Here is a 22,944-nt window from a genome sequence, read left to right as displayed (position 1 = left end):
ATTTAAAAATAAAAATGAAAAATACTCTTAAACTCGATAAAAAAATTCGTTAATCTAGAGTTAATAACGTGACGGCGTTAAAAAATTTTAGGGGGTTATGAAAGATGGGCAGTTATGAAACGAAAAAAGTAAATACGGGTAGTTTTAATAGTTTTTATTGTGAAGGTGGGGTCGGGAATAGTGAGACGATTATATTCTTACATGGCTCAGGTCCAGGCGCTAATTCCGAGTCAAACTGGAGTCGTGTACTGAATAAGTTAAGTGAAACGTTTCATGTAATTGCACCCGACATGATCGGGTTCGGTAAAACAGATTTACCGGAAGACACGAAGATCACATTTTGGGAATGGACTACTGCTCGCGTAAGACAAATACTTGAAATTATGGACTATAACAATATTGAAAAGGCTCACTTAGTAGGGAATTCAATGGGTGGGGTCGTTTCATTAAATGCGCTGATGTATGATGAAAGCCGTTTTGATAAAGTCGTTTTAATGGGAAGCGGTGGCGGTGCTCCGAATAGTGGACCAACACCGGAAATTGTTCGTATGACACAATTCTTTAGAGATCCGACAATTCAGGCGTTCAGAAATTTAATTACTTGGTTTATGTATGATGAGTCCGTTGTTGGCGACCAATTGGAGGAAATTGTGAAAATGCGTTATGAAAATATTATGCAGCCGGAAACACGTGAACTATATCCTACTTTGTTCGCGACATTACCGCATGAGTTAACGATTCCACCAAGTGCACTGCGCCGCATCAAACAGCAAGTTTTATTAATTCATGGTTACGAAGATCGATTTGTACCACACAGCTCGAGCCTATCGGTGCTTGAACATATTCCAAATGCCGAACTTGTCTTATTAAAACAATGTGGTCATTGGGTACAAATTGAAAAGTACGACCGTTTCATCCAGTTAGTTAATCAATTCTTTAGTCAAGCTTCAGAAGTACAATTAACTAAATAAGAGGTGAATTGATGAGGAAAAATTCATGGTTTATTTATGTCGTCCTGTTGCTTGGGATATTTGTTGCACTGGAAGCAAACGCTTTTAGTACGCCAGCAGTACCCTATATTAGTGCTGATTTTGGAATTAGTGTTGCAAATAGCGGCGTGTTAACATTGTTGGCGAGTGCTGCTGCAATTGCTTTGTCACCATTATTTGGACGTTTGGGCGATCAAATAGGGAGAAAGAAAGTAATCGTTGCAGGTCTGATCATTTTTATCCTGGCACAATCTCTTAAAGTGTTCACACCACACGTATCGTTTTATCTTGTAGGGGCTTTATTTCAAGGTGTTGGTTATGCATTAATTTTCCCGAATGTTTTTGCCTATATTCCTGAGTTGTTTCCAACAGAAAAAAGAGGTAAGGCTATCGGTTTATTCATGCTATTTTCATATATTGCAACCGGCACAGGGGGCGCAATTTCAGGAGCATTAATCGAAACATGGGGCTGGAGATCGGTATATGCTGTAAGCGCATTCTTATCACTGATCGGATTAATTCTCATAAGTATATTTGTACCGAAGAGTGAAAGAGGTAAAAAATCAGAGCTTGATTATAAAGGTGTAACGATCTTTATGACGGCCATTACACTGCTTGTTGGCCTTCCTTTAATTTATACGAATTTTGGGGTGAGTTGGCTAATTGGAGGAGCTGTCGCATTTGTAATTATGCTTATGGTGTTCCTGCAAATGCAAAAGAAAGAGAAAAATCCGACAGTCGATCTGAAATTGCTCAAAATGAAGGGCGTCTATATTCCATCAATTTTAATTGCAGTACAGAATTTTATGATGTTAAGCATATTAATGTCGTTAACATTCTTAGCGGCAGATAACCCGAATGTTTCTGCACTGCAGGTAGGGATGATTACAACTGTATTATTTACAACAGCTATGGTAATTTCCCCGCTCATTGGTTACTTATTGGATCGCTTTAATCCAATATACCTAGTTTATCTATCTATTATATCTGGATTTGTCGGCATTGTTTTATATCTGCGTGTGGATATGACATCTTCATTAATGACAATTTTAGTAGTCATGGCTTTTGTAGGTATCTGTTCAAGCCTATTAAATGCTTCGTTAATGAAAATTGTTATTAACTATACACCGGAAGATAAAAAAGGTGTTAGTACAGGTACATTCACATTATTTAAAGATTTAGGATTGCCAATCGGTTCAACGTTAGGATTAACAATCTACGGGTTATCAACTTCCCGCGGATTCGATAGTGCTATTACGGAATCTGCAGCGGATTTAGGGTTGAATGCTGAGCAAACGATGCAGTTAATCGAAGCAAAAACTACAGGTGAGATTCCGACGGCGTTAGATTCTATTTTAGGACAGGCAAATGTCCAATTCGCTGAGCTGCTTTCAACAGCGAACATGGAAAGTGTAGCTGCCGGTATTCAAACATTAGGCATTATTAACCTCGCATTATTTATTGTTATTGCATTAATAAGTCTTGGTTTATTGAAACTAAAACCAATGTCGGTTGAAGTACCGGAATTAAATGTTCAGCAAAACACGGTTTTGGAAGAAGTATAGTAACTTTTGAAAGCGCTATCAATTGATCGGTAAAAATATAAATTAACGGGAGGAATTCGATGAAATTCAACTATGCACCAGAAATTGCAAAGCTAGGCCATGTAGCTTTAGTGTCTACAGATTTAGAGAAGTCATTATGGTTTTTTAAAGATATTGTAGGTTTAGAAGAAACTGTTGAAGTGGATGGAGTTCATTACTTAAGAGCTTGGGGTGATTTCGAACACCATACGTTATCCATTACAGCTGGCGAGGAATCTCGTATAGATCATATTGGATGGAAGGCAAAAAGAAAAGAAGATGTAAATAACTTCGCGATTCTTTTAAGAGAAGCGGGGGTCGAGGTAGAAGAAGTGGCTGCGGGAACGGAAACAGGACAAGGTGATGCCATCCGTTTTCAACTTCCAAGCGGACACAATTTCGAAATTTACTTCGAGATGGAGAAGCCGGAGCCAGAGTTACATCGAAAAGCCGTGCTGAAAAATCAAACATATAAAGCTTGGGCACGAGGCATTTCTCCACGTCGTATCGACCATGTAAACTTAGCTACGTCGATGGACTCGAAAATTGTAACAGATTTCCTGGCAGAAAAACTTGGATTTAAAATGCGCGAGTATCTGGTATCACCGGAAGATAAGCAAATTTCAGGCTGGATGAGTGTCACACCTTTAGTCCATGATGTTGCTGTTATGTCAACACCTGGAGCAAAAACACCACATGAACTGCATCACTTATCCTATTGGCTGGATAACTCACAAGATGTTTTACGTGCGGCAGATATATTGTGTGAGCATGAAATTAAATTTGTTGGGCCTGGTAAACACGGTATTTCCCAAGCAATGTATATTTATGTAAAAGATCCGGGGAGCGGTGTACGTCTGGAAATATTCTCTAATGGTTATCTGATTTTCGAGCCGGATTGGGAGCCGGTTAAATGGTCATTTGATGAAATGGCAGTTGGCTTCACATATTGGGGAGAACAGTCAGGTTTATCAAATCCAAAAGATGATGAATCTACATTGACGGCCGGTCGTTTATTAACAAGTGTGGAATAAGTGAATACTCCTATACTATTTTTAACTATCAATAATGCAGGCATATCAAGTTGAAATTCAGATATCTCCTCTTGTAATTTGAAAAAGTAAATTTAGAGAGAAGGTTAAGGATTTCAATTAAAATTGAGCAAAGGAGTAATGAATATGAAGGTAGAAATTCAAAGTAAGGATATTCGTCAAACTTTAATTGAAAGTGCTAGAAAAATAGGGGAAGCGGCTGAAGCCGAGGCACTGCAAGCGGATTGTAACGCCACGATTTCGGAGACTGTTGTTAATCTGATTCGTGAAGAAGGAATAGCCAAGTTAATTTTACCGAAACGTTATGGCGGTCCTCAAATTGATTTCACGACTTTTGCGGATATGGTGAAGGAAGTTGGATACTATAATTTATCGGCTGCATGGATTACTTATTTCTTTTCGTTACACAATGCATGGGTTGCGTATTTACCTGAACATCGTCAAAAAGAAATTATACAGTCCGGTGGCTTACTGGCAGATATATTTGCCCCGATCGGTCATATCGAAAAAGTGGAGGGCGGATATCTCGTTAGCGGGAAATATAATTTCGTAAGTGGCATTAAATATGCGGGTTGGGTTGGCGTCGGAGCTTTATTGCAAAAAGAGGGCTCGACCGAAAAAACAATGGCCGGCTTTGTAGTAAATACAAAGGATGTCCAAATTATTGAAAACTGGGATTCAATGGGCTTAAGAGGTTCCGGCAGTCATACGATTATTGTCGACAAGGTTTTTGTACCGGATGATTTAGTCATTGATTTACAGGAGCTGGGTCATAAACGTGAACCGGATTTTGAAGATTATGATGAAGATTATTTATATTATAACGCACCGTTCCATCCGGCATTCTTCGTTGGATTCCCGGCGATGTCTATCGGTGCCGCAGAACGTGCTTTGGATGAGTTTAAAAAAGCTTCACAAGGCCGTGTCAGAATGTCGGGGGAAAATGAAGGTGCAAGTCCGCGAAGCCAACGAGTTTTAGCGACTCTAATGGTTAAGATGCATGCTGCAAAAAGCTTGATGAAAACGTACATTGAGATGCTTGAATCAGACACATATGTGCATCCAAGCGAGTTTAAAGCGATCCGTGCAGAAATTATTCAAATTTGTATTGATATCGCCGTTAAATGTACCTTGACATTAGGTGCCTTTGCCCTAATTAAAGGACACCCGGTAGAAATGATTACACGTGACTTAATTGCGATCGGGACACATGTTACATCACTGTATGAAGATGCTATTGATATATATGGTAAACATTTATTTGATTATCCAACTAGAGTGTTAGGATAGCCACAAAGCATCAATCATTTCCACGATATCGATAAAAAATGCGCCAGGAAGTAAGTTGTAGATATACTCATTGAAGCTTTCTGAGTATGTTTACAACTTATCTGTTTTTCTATTTTGCCAATAAGGAATGATGCTATGACGAATAGTAATTATAAACCGATTCTTTACTTACTAATGTTTAATATGTTTATTACGATGGGCGGCATCGGTATGATTGTTCCGGTAATGCCCGCTTATTTAGAAGTATTTGGCGCCCGGGGTCAGATTTATGGTTTTTTAATCGCCACTTTTTCTTTGTCGCAGTTTATTTTTTCGCCGATTATTGGAAATTATTCAGATCGCTATAGTCGCAAAAATATTATTATTACAGGGCTCATTATTTACGGCATAGCACAAGTATTATTTGGTTATACGGATGACCTATGGGTTTTATTTGTTTCACGGTTTATGAGCGGAATCGGTGCGGCTTTCATCATGCCGACGATTTTAGCCTATGTGGGCGATATAACACCGCTGGAAGATCGAGGAAAAGGCATGAGCCTGGTTGGTGCTGCAATCAGTTTAGGCTTTACAATAGGACCGGGCATCGGTGGTGGCTTAGCGGAAATCAATCTGGATTTACCGTTTTATTTTGCTGGGATGATTGCATTTATGACAGCAATTGTAACCTTTTACATGCTGCCGCAGCAAAAGGAAAGAGCTGCATCTCTAACACAAAGCCCGCGTGATAATATATTTAAACAACTAATACTTTCAGTGAAACTGCCGTATTTTGTGTTTTTGGTTGTTGTATTCACATTTAGTTTTGGGATTGCTAACATTCAAGCGACAATGTCCCTTTTCTTAAATGACAAATTTAATTATTCACCGTTTTTAATTTCGACGATTCTAGTCGTAAGTGGGGTAGCTGGTGTAATTATTCAGTTGTTTATTATCAATAAGCTGTTTGCACGTTTTGGAGAAGTCAAAATTATTATGGTTAATTTAATGTTAGCTGCAGTGACGTTATACTTATTGATCTATGTAAGCGGATATTTCGTCATTTTAACGGTTGCGAGCTTAAATGCGATTGCTGCTACGTTGATTCGTCCAGCAGTGAACACCATTATTAGTAAAATGGCAGGAGATGGCCAAGGATTTGCTGCAGGGGTAAATAATGCTTATATGAGTTTAGGAAATATGATTGGGCCAATATGTGCAGGTGTTTTATATGATTGGAAAATGGAGGCACCGTATATCTTTGGAACGTTCATTTTATTAAGCTGTTTTGCACTGACTTTTATTTGGTCGTTAAAAAAATCAAATACAACAGATGCAACAGAGCCGGCCGTGGACTCTCTCTAAAATAATTGAGAAATATTAAAAGATCCAACGTAATTATGAACGCCCGATTGAAAAAGAAGCAAGCGTTACCTGCAAATGAGCAATGCGATGTTTGTCGGCACTGACGCTATCAGCTTAAATTCCAATCCCGAACAGGCGTTTACATATGCATAATTTTCAGAGTCAGTAGCAGAGGACGATACAGGTTTTATTAATGCCAACTACGAAATGGAAGTAGTGAATGAAAGAATGCTGAAAAAGAATTAATTGTTTGAACGAGAAAAATATCGGGCAACTAATGAGTAACGTTATAAATTCAAACATAAAGGAGCATTCACTATGGCACAAACTTCGTACAATAATTTATCGACAACAACTGAAAATGACAATAATGGGAAGCTTTTAAGAGGTATGGTAATTGGGGCAGTTATTGGTGGCGCGCTTTCTTTGCTGGATTCAAATACAAGAAATAAAGTAACGGAATCAACAAAAAGTATGAAAGATTCGACAATGGATATGTACAGCCAAGTTAAAAACAATCCTTCAGAAGTAAAGGATGACCTGCAGGAACGATTGAAATCAGCATCGTCAGTATTAAAAGAAGCAATCAGCGATGCTCAAAATCTATATGAAAAAGTAAACAAAAATATTATTCAACCAGTTACTATGGTAACTGAAGAATCAAGTGAAATTCTTTCACAAGCAAAAGATGCGACAACGGATTTAAAAGATATCGGCGGGAAAGTAAAAGAAGCAGGCGAAGAAGTGAAGGGTGGGAGTAACGGGCAAAGCCAAGGTGCCTAGCTTCCGTGAAATTTTAAATGATTAACGTAAAATCAATTTAGATGTTGAATTCATTTAGTAGAAAATCGAAAGCATACTCAAAATAAAAATCTCGCATTTTTAGAATTCTAAAAATGCGAGATTTTATAGTTAGCAAAAGTCTGAATCCTTTATTTCTCTGTTAAAAATACCGGATTTGCAAAAGCTTTATGCTTAAAGATTTGATAAATATAAATGAAAGAAACTAGGACTGTAAAGCTTAAACCAATGACGACACCTGTTTCATAAGCAAGCGCAAATCCTTCTGGCGCTACCATTAAGTATACAAATACTACAGAGGTCATGAATAAGGCTGGTAAACCTGCAAGCCAGTGGAACTTGCCTGATTTCAATAAATACGATGTTGCAACCCAAAGCATAACTGTTGCAACCATTTGATTCGTCATCCCTACATAACGCCATAAGAATTGATAATCAATTGTTGATAGGAAAAATGCGGGTGCTGCAACCGCAACTGTTGCTAAAATTGGTGTTGTACTATTTTTTGAAAAACGAGAGCCTAAAAAGTCTAACACAATCATGCGTGCTGAACGTAATGAAGTATCACCTGTCGTAATGGGTAAAATTACAATCCCTAATATCGCTAAAATACTACCAAATGTACCAAGTAATGCAATTGAAATTTCGTCTACTACACCACCTGCACCAATTTCGGAGATTTTTGGTAATAATCCTTCTGTACCGCCATAGAAACTCATACCAGCCGCACACCAAATTAATGCAATGACACCTTCACCAATCATGGCACCGAAGAAGACTTTACGACCTTCCGATTCTTTCTTGATTGTTCTTGAAACTATCGGGCTTTGTGTAGAGTGGAAGCCAGAGATTGCGCCACAAGAAATCGTGATCATTAATAATGGCCAAACCGGTAAATCATTCGGATGCATATTACTTAAAGATACTTCAGGAATCGCAATACCTGAAGTGACGAGTGATACTAATACCGCACCGGCCATAATGATTAATACTGCACCAAATAGTGGATAAATACGACCGATAATTTGATTGATCGGTAAAATTGCTGCTAATAAGAAGTAGATGAAAATCGCAATAAGTGCTGTCATAAATGTAATTCCTAATTTTGACGAAAGAACAGCAGCAGGTCCTGCAGTAAAGGCAGCTGCTACTAAAACCATTAATACTACTGAAACGATATCAGTGAAGACACGCATTACTTTACCTAAATAACGTTGAACAAGTGCTGGGAATTGTGCGCCTCCATGACGTAATGATAACATCCCTGCAAAATAGTCATGAACGGCACCGGCAAAAATACAACCAAATACGATCCAAATCATTGCAACGGGTCCATACAGTGCACCTGCAATGGCACCGTAAATAGGTCCAAGCCCTGCGATATTTAATAATTGAATCGTCCAGCCCTTCCAGGCAGGCATGGGCATATAATCTAAATTATCAGCTTTTGTATAAGCTGGGGTCGGCGTTGCATCATTAACAATAAACACCTTTTCAATAAACTTTCCATATACGATATATCCTACAATTAATAGAGTGATAGAACCAAGAAGTGTGTACATATATCTTCCTCCAATATTTCTGATAACTCAAATTATAGTAATGGAAGACTAAGTTTGTAAACAAAGTTTTTAGAAAATTCAGTATAAATATCAATTGAAAATGTAAATATCCAAATAAAATCTAGATAAACAAACATTATGTAGTGAAAACTGTTATATAAAAATATAATAAAAATCAAATAATTTTGGAAAGAGATTTATAGATAGTCGTAATAAATTGATAAAAATGGAAATAGCCTATTGAAATTTCCAGTGAAAATGGAAAATTCGTAAATACCTTCTGAAAATGGCGGTGCATGCTTATCACATCCTCATACATCATCATTAATAGAATCAACCCCATATTTCGTGGATGTTCCATACCCTGCATGCGCAAAATTGCAGAAGAAAAGTGAAAGAAGCAGGCGAAGATGTGAAGGGTAGCAATAATGGGAATAGACAAAAATAAGAGCATTAACCCGATAAAGGTAAATGCTCTTTTCTATTGAAAGTATTTTCTATTCAGGAATGTAAGGTAATTCCAGGTCATTCGGCAAATTGATGACATGAGTTTCTGTGTAAGATTTGATGCCATCCAATCCGTATTCGCGACCTACACCTGATTGTTTCACTCCGCCAAATGGGAAACGGACATCCAGCCCTTGGATTGCGGCAGTATTGATCATCGTTGTACCTGCTTCAATGCGACGAGCCACTTTTATAGCATGTTCCTCTTCTCCCCAAACGGAACTTGTTAAACCGTAAATGCTTTCATTGTGTAATTGAATAACTTGTTCTTCATCATCATATGGAAGGATTGGTACAGTAGGGCCAAATTGTTCTTCCACTACGACACGGTCATGAACATCTGCACCTAACACGAGTGTTGGTTGCAGGAAGTAACCGTTATCCATTAATTCAGGGTTGAGGATTGTTCCTAATGGAATAATTTCAGCTCCTTTATTTTTGGCATCTTCCACTAAACTTTTTACATATTCGACTTGGTTTTTGTTATTTACTGGACCGACTGTAACATCCGGATGGAATGGGTCGCCTACTTTAATCCATTTATTTGCTGCTTCAATATATTTTTCAACAAACGCATCGTAAATGGATCGGTGGACATAGACACGTTTTGCAATCATACAAATTTGACCGGCTGTCAGGAAGTTGGCAATAACCATTCTTCGTAAAGCACGTTCATCGTTTACATCAAAGTCATTTAATACGATTGCCGCATCATTACCGCCAAGTTCCAGCGTCATTTTTTTAATCGTTTCAGATGCTGCTTTCATAATATGCTTAGCTGTGTTTGTACCACCTGTGAAGGCGATTTTCGCGACTTTCGGGTTGGATGTAAGTTCAATTCCAACTTCTGCATCCCCGTTAACTAAGTTCAGAACACCTGCAGGGAATTCATCCGCAATAATTTCGGCTACACGACTTACCGCTAAAGGAGCAAATGGGCTTGGTTTTAGCACCATTGTATTCCCTGTTAACAGTGCCGGAGCGATTTTGATTGTTGAAAGGGAAATCGGGTAATTCCATGGCGTGATCGCGGATACGACACCGATCGGGTCATGTGTGATGATTGTTCGTCCAGTTTCATGTTTGCGATCTTCGGGAGCTGTCACTTTTTTCACATTATCAACGGCAAATTCCATCCACATTAGAGAAACAGCAATTTCTCCTTGGGCATCATATAGCGCTTTCCCGTGTTCGCGTGATAATAACTCAGCGATTTCAGGCGTTGCATCTTTTAGTTTCTGAATGGCACGCTGCATTCTTGAAATACGATCTTCCACATCACTCCAAGCCCAGGTTTTAAAGGCTTCATATGCTGCGTCGATTGCCTGGATTGTTTCCTCTCTCGTATTATTTGGAGCGTACCCAACAATTTGATCTGGATGTGTTGGATTTTCACGCGTAATTTTTTTATCTGTTTGTATTTTTTCGCCATTAATAATAGCGTTAACTGTAATTGGTGCTTTATTCATATTAAACCCCTCCGAATAGTGAGATTAACTTACAATTACTATGTTATTCCTGTTTTTGTTAATCTTCAAGATAATTGCTCATACTAAAAATCAATGTAATTAATATTAAATCTGGTCATCTGTATCGAAAATTTATAAGAAAGCGTTCAGTGAACGTTATTCTTCTCCACACTTACTCTTTTTATACAGTTATAGGGTTTGAGACTTTTGCCATTGTAAAAAGTTTCAGTAACTAAGCAGCCCTTTACCAGTGGGAAGGTAAAGGGCTGCTTAGTTACTATATATTGAGGGATTGTTTTTCAATCTCCACTAAAGGGAGTTCGTATTATTTATTGTTGTTATTATTATTTTTGTTTTTCTTATTGAAGTTATTATTGTTATTGTTGTTACGGTTATTTTGATTTTGATTATTTAAATTTTCGAAATTGAAATCTTCACCGAATTCAAATTCATTATTATTGTTGTTATTGTTATTGCGCTGACGTTTAATATTAAGTTTATTATTTTCCACAGCTGTTCACCTCCTTAACAAAAGTTAGAATGGCTTAAACAGCTATGAAAAATACCCGATTCTTCGATTGAAAGTTTTTCCTTCAGATGAAACGTCCAATTTACATTCTCAGATCATGTATACAAACAAGTGTTCTTGTATAGAATAGAAATAGCGGTATATCCATCAATTAGTAAAGCGAGTGGTCTCAATGCATAAAGAATTCATGAAGCTTAGTGATGACATTCACCGGTACATTGTACTGGAATTATTTTTAAAAACACTCGAGCGGGACAGAGACTGTATTTCAGAATTAAAAATGAGGGACGTACTGGGAGAGTGGTACGATTCCAAAATTAATGAAACCTTTCTTGAATTTAAAAAGCTAAGGGACTTTTTGTATAAGAAAGGTTGTAAAATTGAAAAGCAAAAAACCGATGATTATATGACCTACTATTTTATATTGTTTAGGGGATACGATGAAACAAGAAGTTATGGCAATATCGCTTTACGCAACTGGGTGAGCGAAGAGATGAAACGTATATTGGGAATGAAGTACCTGACACCTGCAGATAGGGTATAAAAACTTTTAGCAATAATTCGTCAGGAAATCAAAATTTCTTTACTAGGCGCCCGGTATTTTCATTCAGATATCGCCACACTAATTATTTGTAAATAGAAACCCCATCCCGGTACAAGAGAATCGTATCGGGATGGGGTTGATTTGTTTAGTGCCAAATAGCGCGTATGCCTTCAGCGGTAGATTGTTGTAATGTTTGCTGCAGTTTTTCTTGTAGAGCTTCCTTCGATAAACTGTTAATCTGCTTACGCGCAGCTAAAATCGAAGGGGCACTCATTGAAAATTCATCGAGGCCAAGTGCGACAAGTAAGGGAATTGCTGCAGAGTCTCCAGCCATTTCACCGCACATGCCAACCCATTTTCCCTGTGCATGGGCACTATCAATTACAAGTTTCAAAAGCGATACAATCGCAGGGTGGAATGGTTCATATAAATGTGAAATTGTTTCATTCATTCGGTCAGCTGCTAATGTGTATTGAATTAAGTCATTTGTGCCGATTGAGAAGAAGTCCACTTCCTTAGCAAACACAGGTGATAAAATTGCAGCACTCGGAATTTCAACCATGATGCCGATTTCGAAGTCACTTACTTCAACATTTTGTCCAATTAAAGCTTCCTTTTCCTCAGCCAGCCACTGCTTAGCTTGAAGAATTTCATCGATTGACGAAATCATCGGAAACATTATTTTTAAGTTACCGTAGCTGCTCGCGCGTAGTAATGCTCGAAGCTGTGTCCGGAACAGCTCTTCGTTTGCGAAGCACAAACGAATTGCACGTAAACCTAAAAATGGATTGTCCTCTTTAGGCATATTTAAATAAGGGATCACTTTGTCGCCACCGATATCAAGTGTGCGTACTACGACTGGGCGTTCACCCATAGCAGTTAAAACATCACGATAAACTTTGAATTGTTCTTGTTCAGTAGGCGCAGTATCTCGCTCCAAGTACAAAAATTCTGTACGAAATAAGCCGACGCCTTCTGCACCCTGCTCAAGTGCTTTCTGCGCATCGTTTAAGCTCCCAATGTTCGCAGCAAGTTCGGCATGATGCCCATCTTTCGTTACGGTTTTTTCACTCAATAGAGCCTGTAAACCTAGGCGCTTCTCAATTTGTTCTTGTCTAAGCGCCTCATAATGTTCAAGTTGCTCAGTCGTTGGGTTAATGAAAAATTCACCCGTCTCACCATTCATAATCGCAATATCACCACTTTGCACTTCAGACAAAATGCCAGTAGCACCGACAATTGCTGGAATTTGCAATGAGCGTGCGAAAATGGCGGAGTGCGAAGTTTTACCACCTTTTTCCGTGATAAATCCTCTTGTGAATTCTGCATTCAATTTTGCTGTATCTGAAGGTGCTAAATCATGGGCTACTAAAATGACAGGTTCTTTATAATCCGAAAGGCTTTCCGTTGTGCCTGTAACTTTGCGCATTAATCGTTGTGAAACGTCCTTTACATCAGCTGCACGTTCCTTCATATAATCATCATCAAGTGCTAAGAAAAGCGTCATAAATTGATTTTGAACCGACTCAATCGCTTGTTTAGCACCACTACCTTCATGAATAAGTGCTTCGATCGTATCAATGTATTCTGGGTCCTGTAATACAAGTAAATGTGCACCGAAAACTTCTGCTTCAGATGTTCCTAAACGTTCAGCTGTTTGGGCTTCAAGCTGCTGTAAATCGATTTTTGAATCGGCAATTGCCTGAGTTAGTTTAGCTAACTCTTGTTCTGTTGTGCCTATTTCTGTTTGCTCAAGTATTGTTACAGGCTCAAACTTTACGATTTTTGCAATTGAAATTCCACTAGCAGCGGCAATTCCTTGTATTTTCATTAAACCAGTCCTTGCTCTTTTAAAATAGCGTCTAATTGCTGCAGAGCTACTTCTTCATCAGAACCTGTTGCTGTAATTGTAAATTCTCCACCTGCTGGCACACCAAGTGACATAACACCTAAAATTGATTTTAAGTTCACGTTTTTCTCACCGTATTGTAAGAAAATTTCAGAAGAGAAACCGGATGCTACCTTTACTAATGCACTAGCGGGACGTGCGTGTAACCCTTCTTTGCTTGTGATTGTAAATGTTTTTTGCGACATATTGAAACCCTCCATAATTGAATGAATTTGATTGTTTTGTTGTTATAACATTAACAATTTGAATGTTTGTGAATGATATGTGATTGATTTTACAGAATGTTTCGTTTAAAATCAACTTAAAACAAATAATAGCTCCATAATTTAAATTTATTATGGTGTTTAGATAGAAGGTGATTACGATTATTTTTACAGAACGTCAACAGCAAATATTAGCGTATTTGCGGCAATATGGTACGGCTACCTTACAACAACTTGTTGATTTTACAAATTCATCGGAGTCATCAATACGTCGTGACTTAACTGAGCTTGATAAGAAGCAATTCATTGATCGTTTTCACGGGGGAGCTACTTTGCGAAACCCGATGCTAGGTGAAAAAAGCTTGTTGGAGAAGTCTGTTGAATCATTAACTGAAAAGCAGCAGATTATGCAGCTAGCGGCACAGCACATTCGTTACGGTGAATGCATTTATTTAGATGCAGGTTCTACAATATTACATCTTATACCTCATATTGCGAATAAACAGGTTAAAGTAGTGACCAATGGTTTAATGCATGTGCCACTTTTGATCGAACAAAATATTGAAACCGTTATCATTGGCGGCCATGTGAAAGCGAAAACGCAAGCTATCATAGGATCTAAGGCTATTTCCCAGCTCCAGGAATATTATTTTGACCGCGCCTTTATTGGGGCTAATGGATTTTCAGAGGTGCAAGGCTATACAACAGCAGACTTAGAAGAAGCGATGCTAAAACAACTTGCGATAAAGCAGTCTAAGCAGGCGTATGTTGTTGCGGATCGCTCGAAATTTGGACTAAGTCAATTTGCAAAATTCGGCGATTTACAGGAAGCGATTTTAATTACAGCAGGATTAACAGATGCAGAATACGAGCAAATCGAAAGAAAAACGGAGGTGTTGCTCGCATGATTTATACTTGTACGTTTGCACCAGCGATTGATTACACGCCTTATGTCGATCATTTCGAAACAGGGAAATTAAATCGAACAGCTGAAGTGAATTATTTACCGGGCGGCAAGGGTATTAACGTTGCACGCGTATTAAGCAGATTTCGAACAGAAGTAACGGCATTCGGTTATGTTGGTGGTTTTACAGGTGTTTACTTAAAGCAAATTTTGCATGAGCAGAACATCAGGACCGATTTCATTGAGACAAATGAAATTACGCGTATCAATGTGAAAATTAAATCGGATGTAGAGACCGAACTTAATGGTCCTTCACCGAAAATTACAAGTGATATGTACGCGCAATTATTAGAGAAGGTAGAGCTTTTGGAAAAAAATGATTGGTTTGTCCTGTCAGGCACAGTACCAACTGGTTTTGATTTAACAGCGCTACTTAATATACTTTCTAGCAAAGGGATCCACCTTGTCGCAGATATTGCAGGTCAGGTGTTGCATGAAATCGTACCGTATCGACCGGTATTGGTGAAGCCTAATTTAGAAGAGCTTGGTGAACTTTTTGATACTACTTTATTATCGGTTGATGAAGCAATTCCTTATGCAAAGCAGCTCATTGAGTTAGGGGTACAGCATGTCATCGTATCACTTGGGGGAGACGGGGCATTATTTGTAAGTGCCCAGGAAGTATATTATGCTGCTGCGCCGAAGGGAAAGGTTGTGAATACTGTAGGTGCAGGTGATTCAGTTGTAGCAGCTACACTCGCGACGTATTGTGAAACGGGGGACTGGCAGCAGGCGTTCAGGTTTGGAGTTGCAGCAGGGAGTGCAACAGCCTTTCAACTAGATTTGTGTAAGCAGCAAGATGTCTTAGATCTAGTAAAACAGGTGATTGTTAAAAAAATTTAGGGGAGTGTTTTATGCGAATTACACAATTATTAACTGCAAGCACGATTAAATTAAACGTACAAGCAGTCTCAAAAGATCAAATTATAGAAGAATTGGCACAAGTTCTTGTAGATGCCGGCAAAGTAAGCGACAAAGCAGCATACGTTGCAGATTTACAAGCGCGCGAAGCACAAAGTTCGACAGGTATTGGAGAAGGCATAGCCATTCCACATGCAAAATCGGCAGCAGTTTCTGCACCAGCAATTGCATTTGGACGCCAATTAGCAGGTGTTGATTATGATTCATTGGATGGTCAACCAGCAAAATTGTTTTTCATGATTGCAGCAAACGAAGGTGCAAATAACGATCATTTAGAAACGTTATCAAAACTTGCAACATTTTTAATGGATCCAACTTTCAATGAAAAAATGATGACAGCTTCGACAAAAGAAGAAATTTTAGCTGCAATTGAGGAAAAGGAAGGTGTCGAGGTTCCAGAAGATGTTCCAGTAGTAGAAAATGAGCCAATAGAAACGACAACAGACAAGAGCATTTTAGCTGTAACAGCATGCCCGACAGGTATCGCACATACGTTTATGGCGGCAGAAAAGCTTCAAACAACAGCTGCACAAAAAAATGTAGCAATGAAGGTTGAGACGAATGGTTCAGGCGGTGTAAAAAATCGTCTGACAGCAGAAGAAATTGCAGATGCAGACGTAATTATCGTAGCTGCCGACACGAAAGTTGAAATGGCACGTTTTAATGGTAAAAAAGTCATTCAAACAAAAGTGGGTAAAGCAATTTACGAGGTAGATGCATTAATCGACCGTGCAATTTCCGGTGATGTGCCGGTGTATTCGCATGAAGGTGGCGGAGGCGCTTCCAATGAGCATTCAGAAGGAAATGGCGGTTTCCAATTTTATAAACACTTGATGAATGGGGTATCGAACATGCTCCCATTTGTTGTGGGTGGCGGTATTTTAATCGCACTTTCATTCTTTTGGGGCATTAACTCTTCAAATCCGGACGACCCTTCATACAATGAATTTGCAGCAATGCTTAACACAATTGGTGGCGGTAATGCATTCTACTTAATGGTTCCAGTCTTAGCAGGATTTATCGCAATGAGTATTGCTGATCGTCCAGGTTTTGCACCAGGTATGGTTGGTGGATTATTGGCCATTACAGTGACAAATGATGCAGGTGCTAACTCCGGCTTTATAGGTGGTTTACTTGCCGGTTTCTTAGCAGGTTATATTGTATTAGGTCTCAAAACAGTATTCGAAAAATTACCTGCACAGCTTGAAGGGTTAAAACCAGTTTTATTCCTTCCGGTGTTTGGAATTGGATTAACAGGTATAGCGATGATGCTAGTAAACCCTCAGCTTACGAAGTTATACACGGGGCTTACTAGTTTCCTGGAAGGTTTAAGTGGGACAAACACAATTCTTCTCGGCTTACTATTAGGAGGGATGATGGCAGTTGATATGGGTGGTCCACTCAACAAAGCCGCATATACATTTGGAATCGCGATGCTGGCAAGCGGTAACTATAATATTATGGCTGCGGTAATGGCCGGCGGTATGGTTCCACCTTTAGCAGTAGGTTTAGCCACAACATTCTTTAAAAACCGTTTTACGAAGCAAGAGCGTGAGGCAGGGAAAACGGCTTATGTTCTTGGAGCATGCTTTATATCCGAGGGGGCCATCCCGTTTGCGGCAGCAGACCCTGTTCGTGTGATTCCTTCATTTGTGCTTGGTTCTGCAATATCGGGTGCATTAACAATCATATTTGACATCGCATTACGCGCACCACATGGTGGTATTTTCGTAATGGGTCTTGTAGACGGTGGTCTAGGAAAAGCAGCACTATACTTAGTAGCTATTTTAGTAGGTTCGGCAGTAGCAGCTGTTTCGATCGGTTTGCTGAAGAAAAAAGCTTAATAACGCTGTAAATCAGGAAGTTTTGTTAAAAGAAAAGCCCGGAAACGTAGGAAAATCAACGTTTCCGGGCTTTTTAGTTTGGGGTCTCGGCAAGTCTCGAACTGACGCTCCACATCTTGTCGAATTTATCTTGCTAAATAAGCCTAGAGTAATTGAATGCAACTAAGTTAAAATCCCCTTTTGGAATAAAAAAGCTACTGCATGTGTCCGATTGGATGTATTGGTTTTTGACATGACACTTTTAATATATTGTTTGATGGTTGTTTCACTAATTTCTAACAGGTGGGCAATTTGTTTTGAACTATAGCCAAACGCAATACATTTCATTACTTCAAATTCTCTTCTTGATAGTTTGACTTCATTGTTTTCTACATAGCTTGGATGCTTAAAAAGCATTTCTCCTACTTGACTACTAAATAAATTTGCTTCCATTAACAGTTGGGGGTCAAAAGTTTTATAAAAATGAGTACCCAAAAAGTATCCCATCACTACATTATTAAAAGTGATAGGTACAACCAACAGTGAATTTTGGGTTTCAGAAATAATATATTTTCTTGGAATATTTACATGGAAATTATTACTCTCAAAATATTGTGCACTTTTCTCTTGGATTGCTGCAAAAATGGCTGGAATCGTTGTTACATCATCACGAATAGAAGTAATACATTTATATTCAGTTGCCGTTGCCGAGACAATCCCTTCCGCTAAGTGATCAATGGGAGAATATCGGAAAAGCATTGCTTCTTCTATTGAAAAAGTCATTAGGAAACATTCTATAATCAATTTGATTTTTTTATCTTGGTCTTCTACGTATTTGATTCTATCTAAGTTTTGTTCCAAACTATTCCTTTCAATCACCAAAAACGAACACCCCTTTTATTTAAAAACGGTTTAATAATTTTATATATGCTTCACAAACAATAGGGAATCATAAAAAATCCATTATTCGCCCGAAAGTATATGTTTTTTTCTCTAAAAGTAGGAATATCTATAAAAGTGCATAGAGGATAAAATGAAAGTGTTACTAAGATTATAAGCATAAAAGGGAGGAATTAAAATGGCAAATTTAACGGAACAAGCAAAACGGTATATAGAGAGCTTTTACAGTGGGCCGAAAATGGAAACTTTTGATCCGATTGAATTGAAGGCAATCATGGCACAAGCTCCAGTCCCACCTCAAAATAATCTACCAAGCATTCATCAAACAGAAGATCGTTTAATTAGAGCAAAAGATGGGGAAGATATTCGTCTTCGTATTTATACACCAGAAGGAGAAGGACCATTCCCGGCTCTTGTATACTACCACGGCGGTGGCTGGGTAATTGGTGCTGTTGAGATGTTTGAAGCAGCAAATCGATTAGTGGCAACAGAAGCTAATGCTGTTGTTGTATCAGTTGATTACCGTTTAGCTCCGGAAAATCCATACCCAACTCCTATTGAAGACTGTTACGCTGCACTTGAATGGGTAGCTGAAAATGCAACAGAGATCAATGTAGATCCAGAAAAAATTTCAGTTGGCGGAGATAGTGCAGGAGGAAACTTATCAACAGTTATTGCGAAAAAAGCTTTAGATAATAAGGGTCCGGCAATCCAATCTCAAGTTCTTATTTATCCAGTGACAAACTTGGAATTTAACACTGATTCATATAATGAATTTGCTGAAGGTTTCGCACTTGATCGCAATCTAATGAAATGGTTCGGGATTCACTACGTTGGTGATGAGAAACTGTACAATGAGCCAGATGTTTCTCCTTTAAAATATGATTCTGTAAAGGGTTTACCCCCTGCAATTATTATTGCAGCAGAAAATGATGTGCTCAAAGACGAAGGGGTCGCTTATGCGGAAAAATTAAAACAAGATGGCGTAAATGTCCAGTATGAATTAATCCCGGGTGTTGTTCATGGTTACTACAGCAACATGGATTTCTTTGCAGAAGAAACGAAACAAACGGTACAGCTAATAGTCAACTTCTTAAGCAAGGTCGCCCAAGAAGCGTAATACGAAATGATGGAAATGAGTGAAGGAGAAAACTTACTCATTTTCTTTTTAAATACGAATTAATAAATGGGAACAGATTGCCAATAGCACTCTTTTCACTAAAACGGATTCCTGGTATACAGGTTCCAATATCGAAGGGAAATCGCGTGACTTCTTAATCTACTTAGGTGGTTTAGATAACTATCGTCAACTTTGCAATGAAGTCGCTGAAAATGGATACAAAGGTTTTCAATTACAGTACGAAAAAATTAAAGCTTAAAACAGGGGGGAAATAAAATGGTAAATACTACTTTATTAATCAATGAAAAAGTGCAGGCGTTTTTGAAAGGTACAAAAGAAATGTACATCGACGGGAAGTGGGTTCCTGCTGTTGAAGGAACGATATATGAATCGATTAATCCAACAACAAATGATGTCTTAGCAAAAATTTACGAAGGAGACGAACAAGACGTTGATATTGCAGTCAAAGCAGCAAGACGTGCGTTTGAAGGTGGATGGAAAAAAACTGCACCGAGAGAACGAGCACGGCTGCTAAACAAATTAGCGGACTTGGTAGAAGAAAACCTGGAAGAAATTACACAGCTTGATTCACTAGAATACGGTGGGACACTAGCTGTAGCAGGTGGCTTTGCACAAAATGCAGTTCATCACTTGCGTTATTATGCTGGCTGGGCAACAAAACTTTATGGGAACACTGTCGAATTAACAGGTGGTGGCAATATTCATGCGTATACGAAGCGTGAACCGCTTGGTGTATGCGGTCAGATCACTTCCTGGAACTTCCCGGCATTAGTTGCATGTTGGAAATTAGCAGCACCTCTTGCAGCAGGGAACACTGTTGTATTAAAGCCTGCCCAGCAGACATCTTTATCTACACTATATATTGGTAAGTTAGTAGAGCAAGCCGGATTCCCACCTGGTGTTGTAAATATTGTCACTGGAGCAGGCGGCAAACTTGGTGAAGCCATTACATCTCATTCGGATATCGATAAAATTGGTTTTACGGGTTCGACTTTTGTTGGCAAACGGATTATGGAGAAAGCTTCTAATTCATTGAAGAAAATTACCCTTGAATTAGGTGGAAAGTCACCAAACATTATTTTTGCAGATGCGGATTTAGATAAGGCGATTCCTGGTGCCATTACAGCTATTTTGATGAACACCGGCCAAGTTTGCGCGGCAGGGTCACGATTATATGTGGAACGATCTGTATATGACGAAGTAAAAGAAAAACTTGTAGGAATTGCTGAAAACTTTGTATTAGGTGATCCATTAGATCCGAACGCTCAAATGGGACCACTTGTTTCAAAAGCACAAGTTGAAACAGTTGAAAGATATGTTGAGCAGGCAAGAAAAGATGGTGCGAATATCTTAACAGGTGGCAAACGTCCTGAAAATCCGGAATTAGAAAAAGGCAACTTCTATCTTCCAACAATTATCGAAGGGCTGGATGAAAATTGCCAGGCAGTATATGAAGAAATCTTTGGTCCGGTACTTTGCATCCTGCCATTTGATTCGATTGAGGAAGTGATTGAACGTGCCAATGCAACAGAATACGGACTAGCTTCCGGTGTTTGGACAACAAACTTACAAACAGCGCACACAATGATTGAATCATTAGATGCAGGTTCCGTTTGGGTCAATGAATATTATTTAACAGATGATAATATCCCGCTTACAGGATTTAAACAAAGTGGTGTTGGTTCTGAACTAGGATTAGCAGGTATTGAAGCGTATACAAAAGTAAAAAGTGTTGCCATTAAATTAGGATAAGGGGCGTTCAGTTAAGCAAGGGAAAATTACATCAGGGAAGATGATCACAGCAGAAATTGCATTATCAGATGTAACGGAATTCAGTAATAGTACTGTAAGGGTATAAGATATAAAGAGACAGAACTATTTCCGGTTGATTAATATCAAGATGAAAAGTCAATAAATATGGAATCTGAAAATACCCGTAAACGTTCAAATATCAACGTTTACGGGTATTTAAATATTGTTCTCCAATAATGGGGTTGCTTGAAATTAAACGGAATGGTTAATTTCAGGTGTTGATGATGGAGTAGAACTCTCTGTTTCCGTAGCCTCATCCGGGCGATAATAAGCATGCTTCTCCTGAACAAATAGAATAGCGATACCACCTAAAAGTGCGGCTGTGCCAAGTAGTGTAAAGTTCATTTGAGCAGACAGGTTCATTGTTAATAGTATTCCTACAAATGTTGGTGCGAATATACCGCCAACTCGTCCAAATGCCATGGCCGCTCCGACACCTGTTGAACGGATTTCTGGTCGATAGAACTGTGAAACAAAGGCATTGCTAATATTTTGAACACCAATTGATGCTGCACCGATAATCCCGATCAATACATACGCCAGTACTGTGTTGTTTGTTAATCCAACCGCAGCGAGTGCAAGTGCCCCTCCGAAATAAAGTGGTACCATTACTTTTTTAAAGCCGAATTTATCCGTTAAACGTCCGAATGCAATCGTACCTACAATTGCCCCCATATTTAAAGCAACGACAAATAATAGACTATTACTTAAACTGTAGCCAGCTTCGACCATTAGCTTCGGCAGCCATACGTTCATCGCGTAGATAAGAACGAAACAAGAAAAACATGAAATCCAGAACATGATCGTACTGAGTGCCAGCTTGTTTTCAAAAAGCTTCACAAGTGGTGAGCCTGGTGCTTTTGCAGCTGGTTTTGCCAGTACAACATCTTGAGAAAGCGACAATTTGGGGTTGAGTTTCCCAAGGATTTTTTTTACTTCCGCTTCTTTTCCTTTCGCCAAAAGGAAGTTTGCCGATTCCGGAAGCTGCTTTGCTAAAAATGGCAGTGCTAAAAGCGGAAGTGCGGCAATCCAGAATATTGGTTTCCAGCCCACTGTCGGTAACAGAGACTTACTGAATAAAGCTGCTGCAATCGCCCCGATTGAATAGCCACAGAAAATAAACGAAACAATAGCTCCTCTAATTTTTTTAGGAGCATACTCCGTAGATAGTGCAATGACGTTCGGCATAACGCCACCCAGTCCAAGTCCCGCAATAACGCGAAGGATGGCAAAAAGTACCGGCCCTCCTGCAAAAGGGGATAGTGCTGTGAAGAGACTAAACATGACGGTACAAATGATAATCACTTTTTTTCTTCCGATTTTATCGGCTAAAAGTCCAAAAATAATTGCTCCTACTGCTGTCCCGGCGGCTGAATAACTCCCAATGGCCCCCGCTGTAACAGTGGAAATCCCCCATTCTTCCATTAAAGAAGGGACAACAGATCCATAGATAACTACATCGTATCCATCCATAAGGATAATGAAAAAGCACCAAAAGATAATAGAAAAATGGAAGGCACCAAAGCGACTTCTATCAATCATTTCGTTTATATGTAATCTCATTGATTAACACCTCTATTTCAGTAAGTACTTTAGCGCAT

At 38.9% G+C, this 22,944-nt stretch carries 19 protein-coding genes; 12 read left to right on the top strand and 7 right to left on the bottom strand.

From position 1 onward, the window contains the following. Positions 1-104 precede the first annotated feature (104 nt). The 6 genes from MKX73_RS17315 to MKX73_RS17290 all read left to right on the top strand — a co-directional run bounded on the left by MKX73_RS17315 (position 105) and on the right by MKX73_RS17290 (position 7,041). On the top strand, positions 105-971 hold the full coding sequence (locus MKX73_RS17315; RefSeq protein ID WP_340718531.1) for an alpha/beta fold hydrolase: 867 nt from the start codon (positions 105-107) through the stop codon (positions 969-971). A gap of 11 nt (positions 972-982) precedes the next feature. Then, the gene (locus MKX73_RS17310; protein ID WP_340718530.1) at positions 983-2,554 is read left to right on the top strand and encodes an MFS transporter; all 1,572 of its coding nucleotides are present in this window, start codon (positions 983-985) and stop codon (positions 2,552-2,554) included. Positions 2,555-2,613: 59 nt separating this feature from the next. Next, positions 2,614-3,606, top strand: a complete 993-nt coding sequence (locus tag MKX73_RS17305) for a VOC family protein (protein WP_340718529.1) — start codon at positions 2,614-2,616, stop codon at positions 3,604-3,606. 144 nt (positions 3,607-3,750) lie between these two features. Next, on the top strand, positions 3,751-4,914 hold the full coding sequence (locus MKX73_RS17300; RefSeq protein WP_340718528.1) for an acyl-CoA dehydrogenase family protein: 1,164 nt from the start codon (positions 3,751-3,753) through the stop codon (positions 4,912-4,914). Between the two features lie 135 nt (positions 4,915-5,049). After that, the gene (locus MKX73_RS17295; protein WP_340718527.1) at positions 5,050-6,258 is read left to right on the top strand and encodes an MFS transporter; all 1,209 of its coding nucleotides are present in this window, start codon (positions 5,050-5,052) and stop codon (positions 6,256-6,258) included. Between the two features lie 318 nt (positions 6,259-6,576). Continuing rightward, positions 6,577-7,041, top strand: a complete 465-nt coding sequence (locus MKX73_RS17290; protein WP_340718526.1) for a YtxH domain-containing protein — start codon at positions 6,577-6,579, stop codon at positions 7,039-7,041. 149 nt (positions 7,042-7,190) lie between these two features. Here MKX73_RS17290 and MKX73_RS17285 read toward each other — a convergent pair whose 3' ends face one another. From MKX73_RS17285 to MKX73_RS17275, 3 genes are all read right to left on the bottom strand, one after another. After that, the gene (locus MKX73_RS17285; protein ID WP_340718525.1) at positions 7,191-8,621 is read right to left on the bottom strand and encodes a carbon starvation CstA family protein; all 1,431 of its coding nucleotides are present in this window, start codon (positions 8,619-8,621) and stop codon (positions 7,191-7,193) included. 497 nt (positions 8,622-9,118) lie between these two features. Further along, positions 9,119-10,597, bottom strand: a complete 1,479-nt coding sequence (locus MKX73_RS17280; RefSeq protein ID WP_340718524.1) for an aldehyde dehydrogenase family protein — start codon at positions 10,595-10,597, stop codon at positions 9,119-9,121. Positions 10,598-10,922: 325 nt separating this feature from the next. After that, positions 10,923-11,108 carry a histidinol-phosphatase gene (locus tag MKX73_RS17275; RefSeq protein WP_340718523.1) on the bottom strand — a complete coding sequence of 62 codons (186 nt, stop codon included), beginning with the start codon at positions 11,106-11,108 and terminating at the stop codon, positions 10,923-10,925. A gap of 190 nt (positions 11,109-11,298) precedes the next feature. Between MKX73_RS17275 and MKX73_RS17270 the strand changes: the two genes are divergently transcribed. Continuing rightward, on the top strand, positions 11,299-11,670 hold the full coding sequence (locus MKX73_RS17270; protein ID WP_340718522.1) for a hypothetical protein: 372 nt from the start codon (positions 11,299-11,301) through the stop codon (positions 11,668-11,670). Positions 11,671-11,815: 145 nt separating this feature from the next. Here the strand turns inward: MKX73_RS17270 and ptsP are convergent, their stop codons facing one another. Next, positions 11,816-13,501, bottom strand: coding sequence for a phosphoenolpyruvate--protein phosphotransferase (ptsP, locus tag MKX73_RS17265; protein ID WP_340718521.1), 1,686 nt, complete (start codon positions 13,499-13,501; stop codon positions 11,816-11,818). Further along, positions 13,501-13,764 (bottom strand): HPr family phosphocarrier protein, encoded by a 264-nt coding sequence (locus MKX73_RS17260; RefSeq protein ID WP_340718520.1) that lies wholly within the window; start codon positions 13,762-13,764, stop codon positions 13,501-13,503. The genes ptsP and MKX73_RS17260 overlap by 1 nt, the downstream gene beginning before the upstream one ends. A gap of 170 nt (positions 13,765-13,934) precedes the next feature. Here MKX73_RS17260 and MKX73_RS17255 point away from each other — a divergent pair, with 170 nt between their 5' ends. The 3 genes from MKX73_RS17255 to MKX73_RS17245 are packed head-to-tail and all read left to right on the top strand — an operon-like array spanning position 13,935 to position 17,511. Then, complete coding sequence (locus MKX73_RS17255; protein WP_340718519.1) at positions 13,935-14,690, top strand: DeoR/GlpR family DNA-binding transcription regulator; 756 nt, start codon at positions 13,935-13,937, stop codon at positions 14,688-14,690. Then, on the top strand, positions 14,687-15,589 hold the full coding sequence (pfkB, locus tag MKX73_RS17250) for a 1-phosphofructokinase (RefSeq protein ID WP_340718518.1): 903 nt from the start codon (positions 14,687-14,689) through the stop codon (positions 15,587-15,589). The genes MKX73_RS17255 and pfkB overlap by 4 nt, the downstream gene beginning before the upstream one ends. A gap of 11 nt (positions 15,590-15,600) precedes the next feature. Continuing rightward, a complete protein-coding gene (locus MKX73_RS17245) occupies positions 15,601-17,511 on the top strand; it encodes a PTS fructose transporter subunit IIABC (protein ID WP_340718517.1) in 1,911 nt (636 codons plus the stop codon). 162 nt (positions 17,512-17,673) lie between these two features. Here MKX73_RS17245 and MKX73_RS17240 read toward each other — a convergent pair whose 3' ends face one another. After that, positions 17,674-18,369 carry a response regulator transcription factor gene (locus MKX73_RS17240; protein ID WP_340718929.1) on the bottom strand — a complete coding sequence of 232 codons (696 nt, stop codon included), beginning with the start codon at positions 18,367-18,369 and terminating at the stop codon, positions 17,674-17,676. A gap of 199 nt (positions 18,370-18,568) precedes the next feature. Between MKX73_RS17240 and MKX73_RS17235 the strand changes: the two genes are divergently transcribed. Further along, on the top strand, positions 18,569-19,510 hold the full coding sequence (locus tag MKX73_RS17235) for an alpha/beta hydrolase (RefSeq protein WP_340718516.1): 942 nt from the start codon (positions 18,569-18,571) through the stop codon (positions 19,508-19,510). Positions 19,511-19,786: 276 nt separating this feature from the next. Continuing rightward, positions 19,787-21,283 carry an aldehyde dehydrogenase family protein gene (locus MKX73_RS17230; RefSeq protein WP_340718515.1) on the top strand — a complete coding sequence of 499 codons (1,497 nt, stop codon included), beginning with the start codon at positions 19,787-19,789 and terminating at the stop codon, positions 21,281-21,283. A gap of 252 nt (positions 21,284-21,535) precedes the next feature. Here the strand turns inward: MKX73_RS17230 and MKX73_RS17225 are convergent, their stop codons facing one another. Beyond that, on the bottom strand, positions 21,536-22,906 hold the full coding sequence (locus MKX73_RS17225; RefSeq protein ID WP_340718514.1) for an MFS transporter: 1,371 nt from the start codon (positions 22,904-22,906) through the stop codon (positions 21,536-21,538). Positions 22,907-22,944: the final 38 nt, after the last annotated feature.

Source organism: Solibacillus sp. FSL W7-1436, from assembly GCF_038007305.1.
In the GTDB taxonomy this organism is placed as follows: domain Bacteria; phylum Bacillota; class Bacilli; order Bacillales_A; family Planococcaceae; genus Solibacillus.
This window is presented reverse-complemented; position numbering and strand designations above follow the sequence as displayed.

What these genes read in the sequence shown, in the direction of transcription:
- MKX73_RS17285 (WP_340718525.1), bottom strand. Translation starts at nt 8,621, where the DNA reads ATGTACACACTTCTTGGTTCTATCACTCTATTAATTGTAGGATATATC.
- MKX73_RS17295 (WP_340718527.1), top strand. Translation starts at nt 5,050, where the DNA reads ATGACGAATAGTAATTATAAACCGATTCTTTACTTACTAATGTTTAAT.
- MKX73_RS17280 (WP_340718524.1), bottom strand. Translation starts at nt 10,597, where the DNA reads ATGAATAAAGCACCAATTACAGTTAACGCTATTATTAATGGCGAAAAA.
- MKX73_RS17270 (WP_340718522.1), top strand. Translation starts at nt 11,299, where the DNA reads ATGCATAAAGAATTCATGAAGCTTAGTGATGACATTCACCGGTACATT.
- MKX73_RS17235 (WP_340718516.1), top strand. Translation starts at nt 18,569, where the DNA reads ATGGCAAATTTAACGGAACAAGCAAAACGGTATATAGAGAGCTTTTAC.
- MKX73_RS17310 (WP_340718530.1), top strand. Translation starts at nt 983, where the DNA reads ATGAGGAAAAATTCATGGTTTATTTATGTCGTCCTGTTGCTTGGGATA.
- MKX73_RS17245 (WP_340718517.1), top strand. Translation starts at nt 15,601, where the DNA reads ATGCGAATTACACAATTATTAACTGCAAGCACGATTAAATTAAACGTA.
- MKX73_RS17225 (WP_340718514.1), bottom strand. Translation starts at nt 22,906, where the DNA reads ATGAGATTACATATAAACGAAATGATTGATAGAAGTCGCTTTGGTGCC.
- MKX73_RS17290 (WP_340718526.1), top strand. Translation starts at nt 6,577, where the DNA reads ATGGCACAAACTTCGTACAATAATTTATCGACAACAACTGAAAATGAC.
- MKX73_RS17315 (WP_340718531.1), top strand. Translation starts at nt 105, where the DNA reads ATGGGCAGTTATGAAACGAAAAAAGTAAATACGGGTAGTTTTAATAGT.
- pfkB (WP_340718518.1), top strand. Translation starts at nt 14,687, where the DNA reads ATGATTTATACTTGTACGTTTGCACCAGCGATTGATTACACGCCTTAT.
- MKX73_RS17260 (WP_340718520.1), bottom strand. Translation starts at nt 13,764, where the DNA reads ATGTCGCAAAAAACATTTACAATCACAAGCAAAGAAGGGTTACACGCA.
- MKX73_RS17230 (WP_340718515.1), top strand. Translation starts at nt 19,787, where the DNA reads ATGGTAAATACTACTTTATTAATCAATGAAAAAGTGCAGGCGTTTTTG.
- ptsP (WP_340718521.1), bottom strand. Translation starts at nt 13,501, where the DNA reads ATGAAAATACAAGGAATTGCCGCTGCTAGTGGAATTTCAATTGCAAAA.
- MKX73_RS17300 (WP_340718528.1), top strand. Translation starts at nt 3,751, where the DNA reads ATGAAGGTAGAAATTCAAAGTAAGGATATTCGTCAAACTTTAATTGAA.
- MKX73_RS17305 (WP_340718529.1), top strand. Translation starts at nt 2,614, where the DNA reads ATGAAATTCAACTATGCACCAGAAATTGCAAAGCTAGGCCATGTAGCT.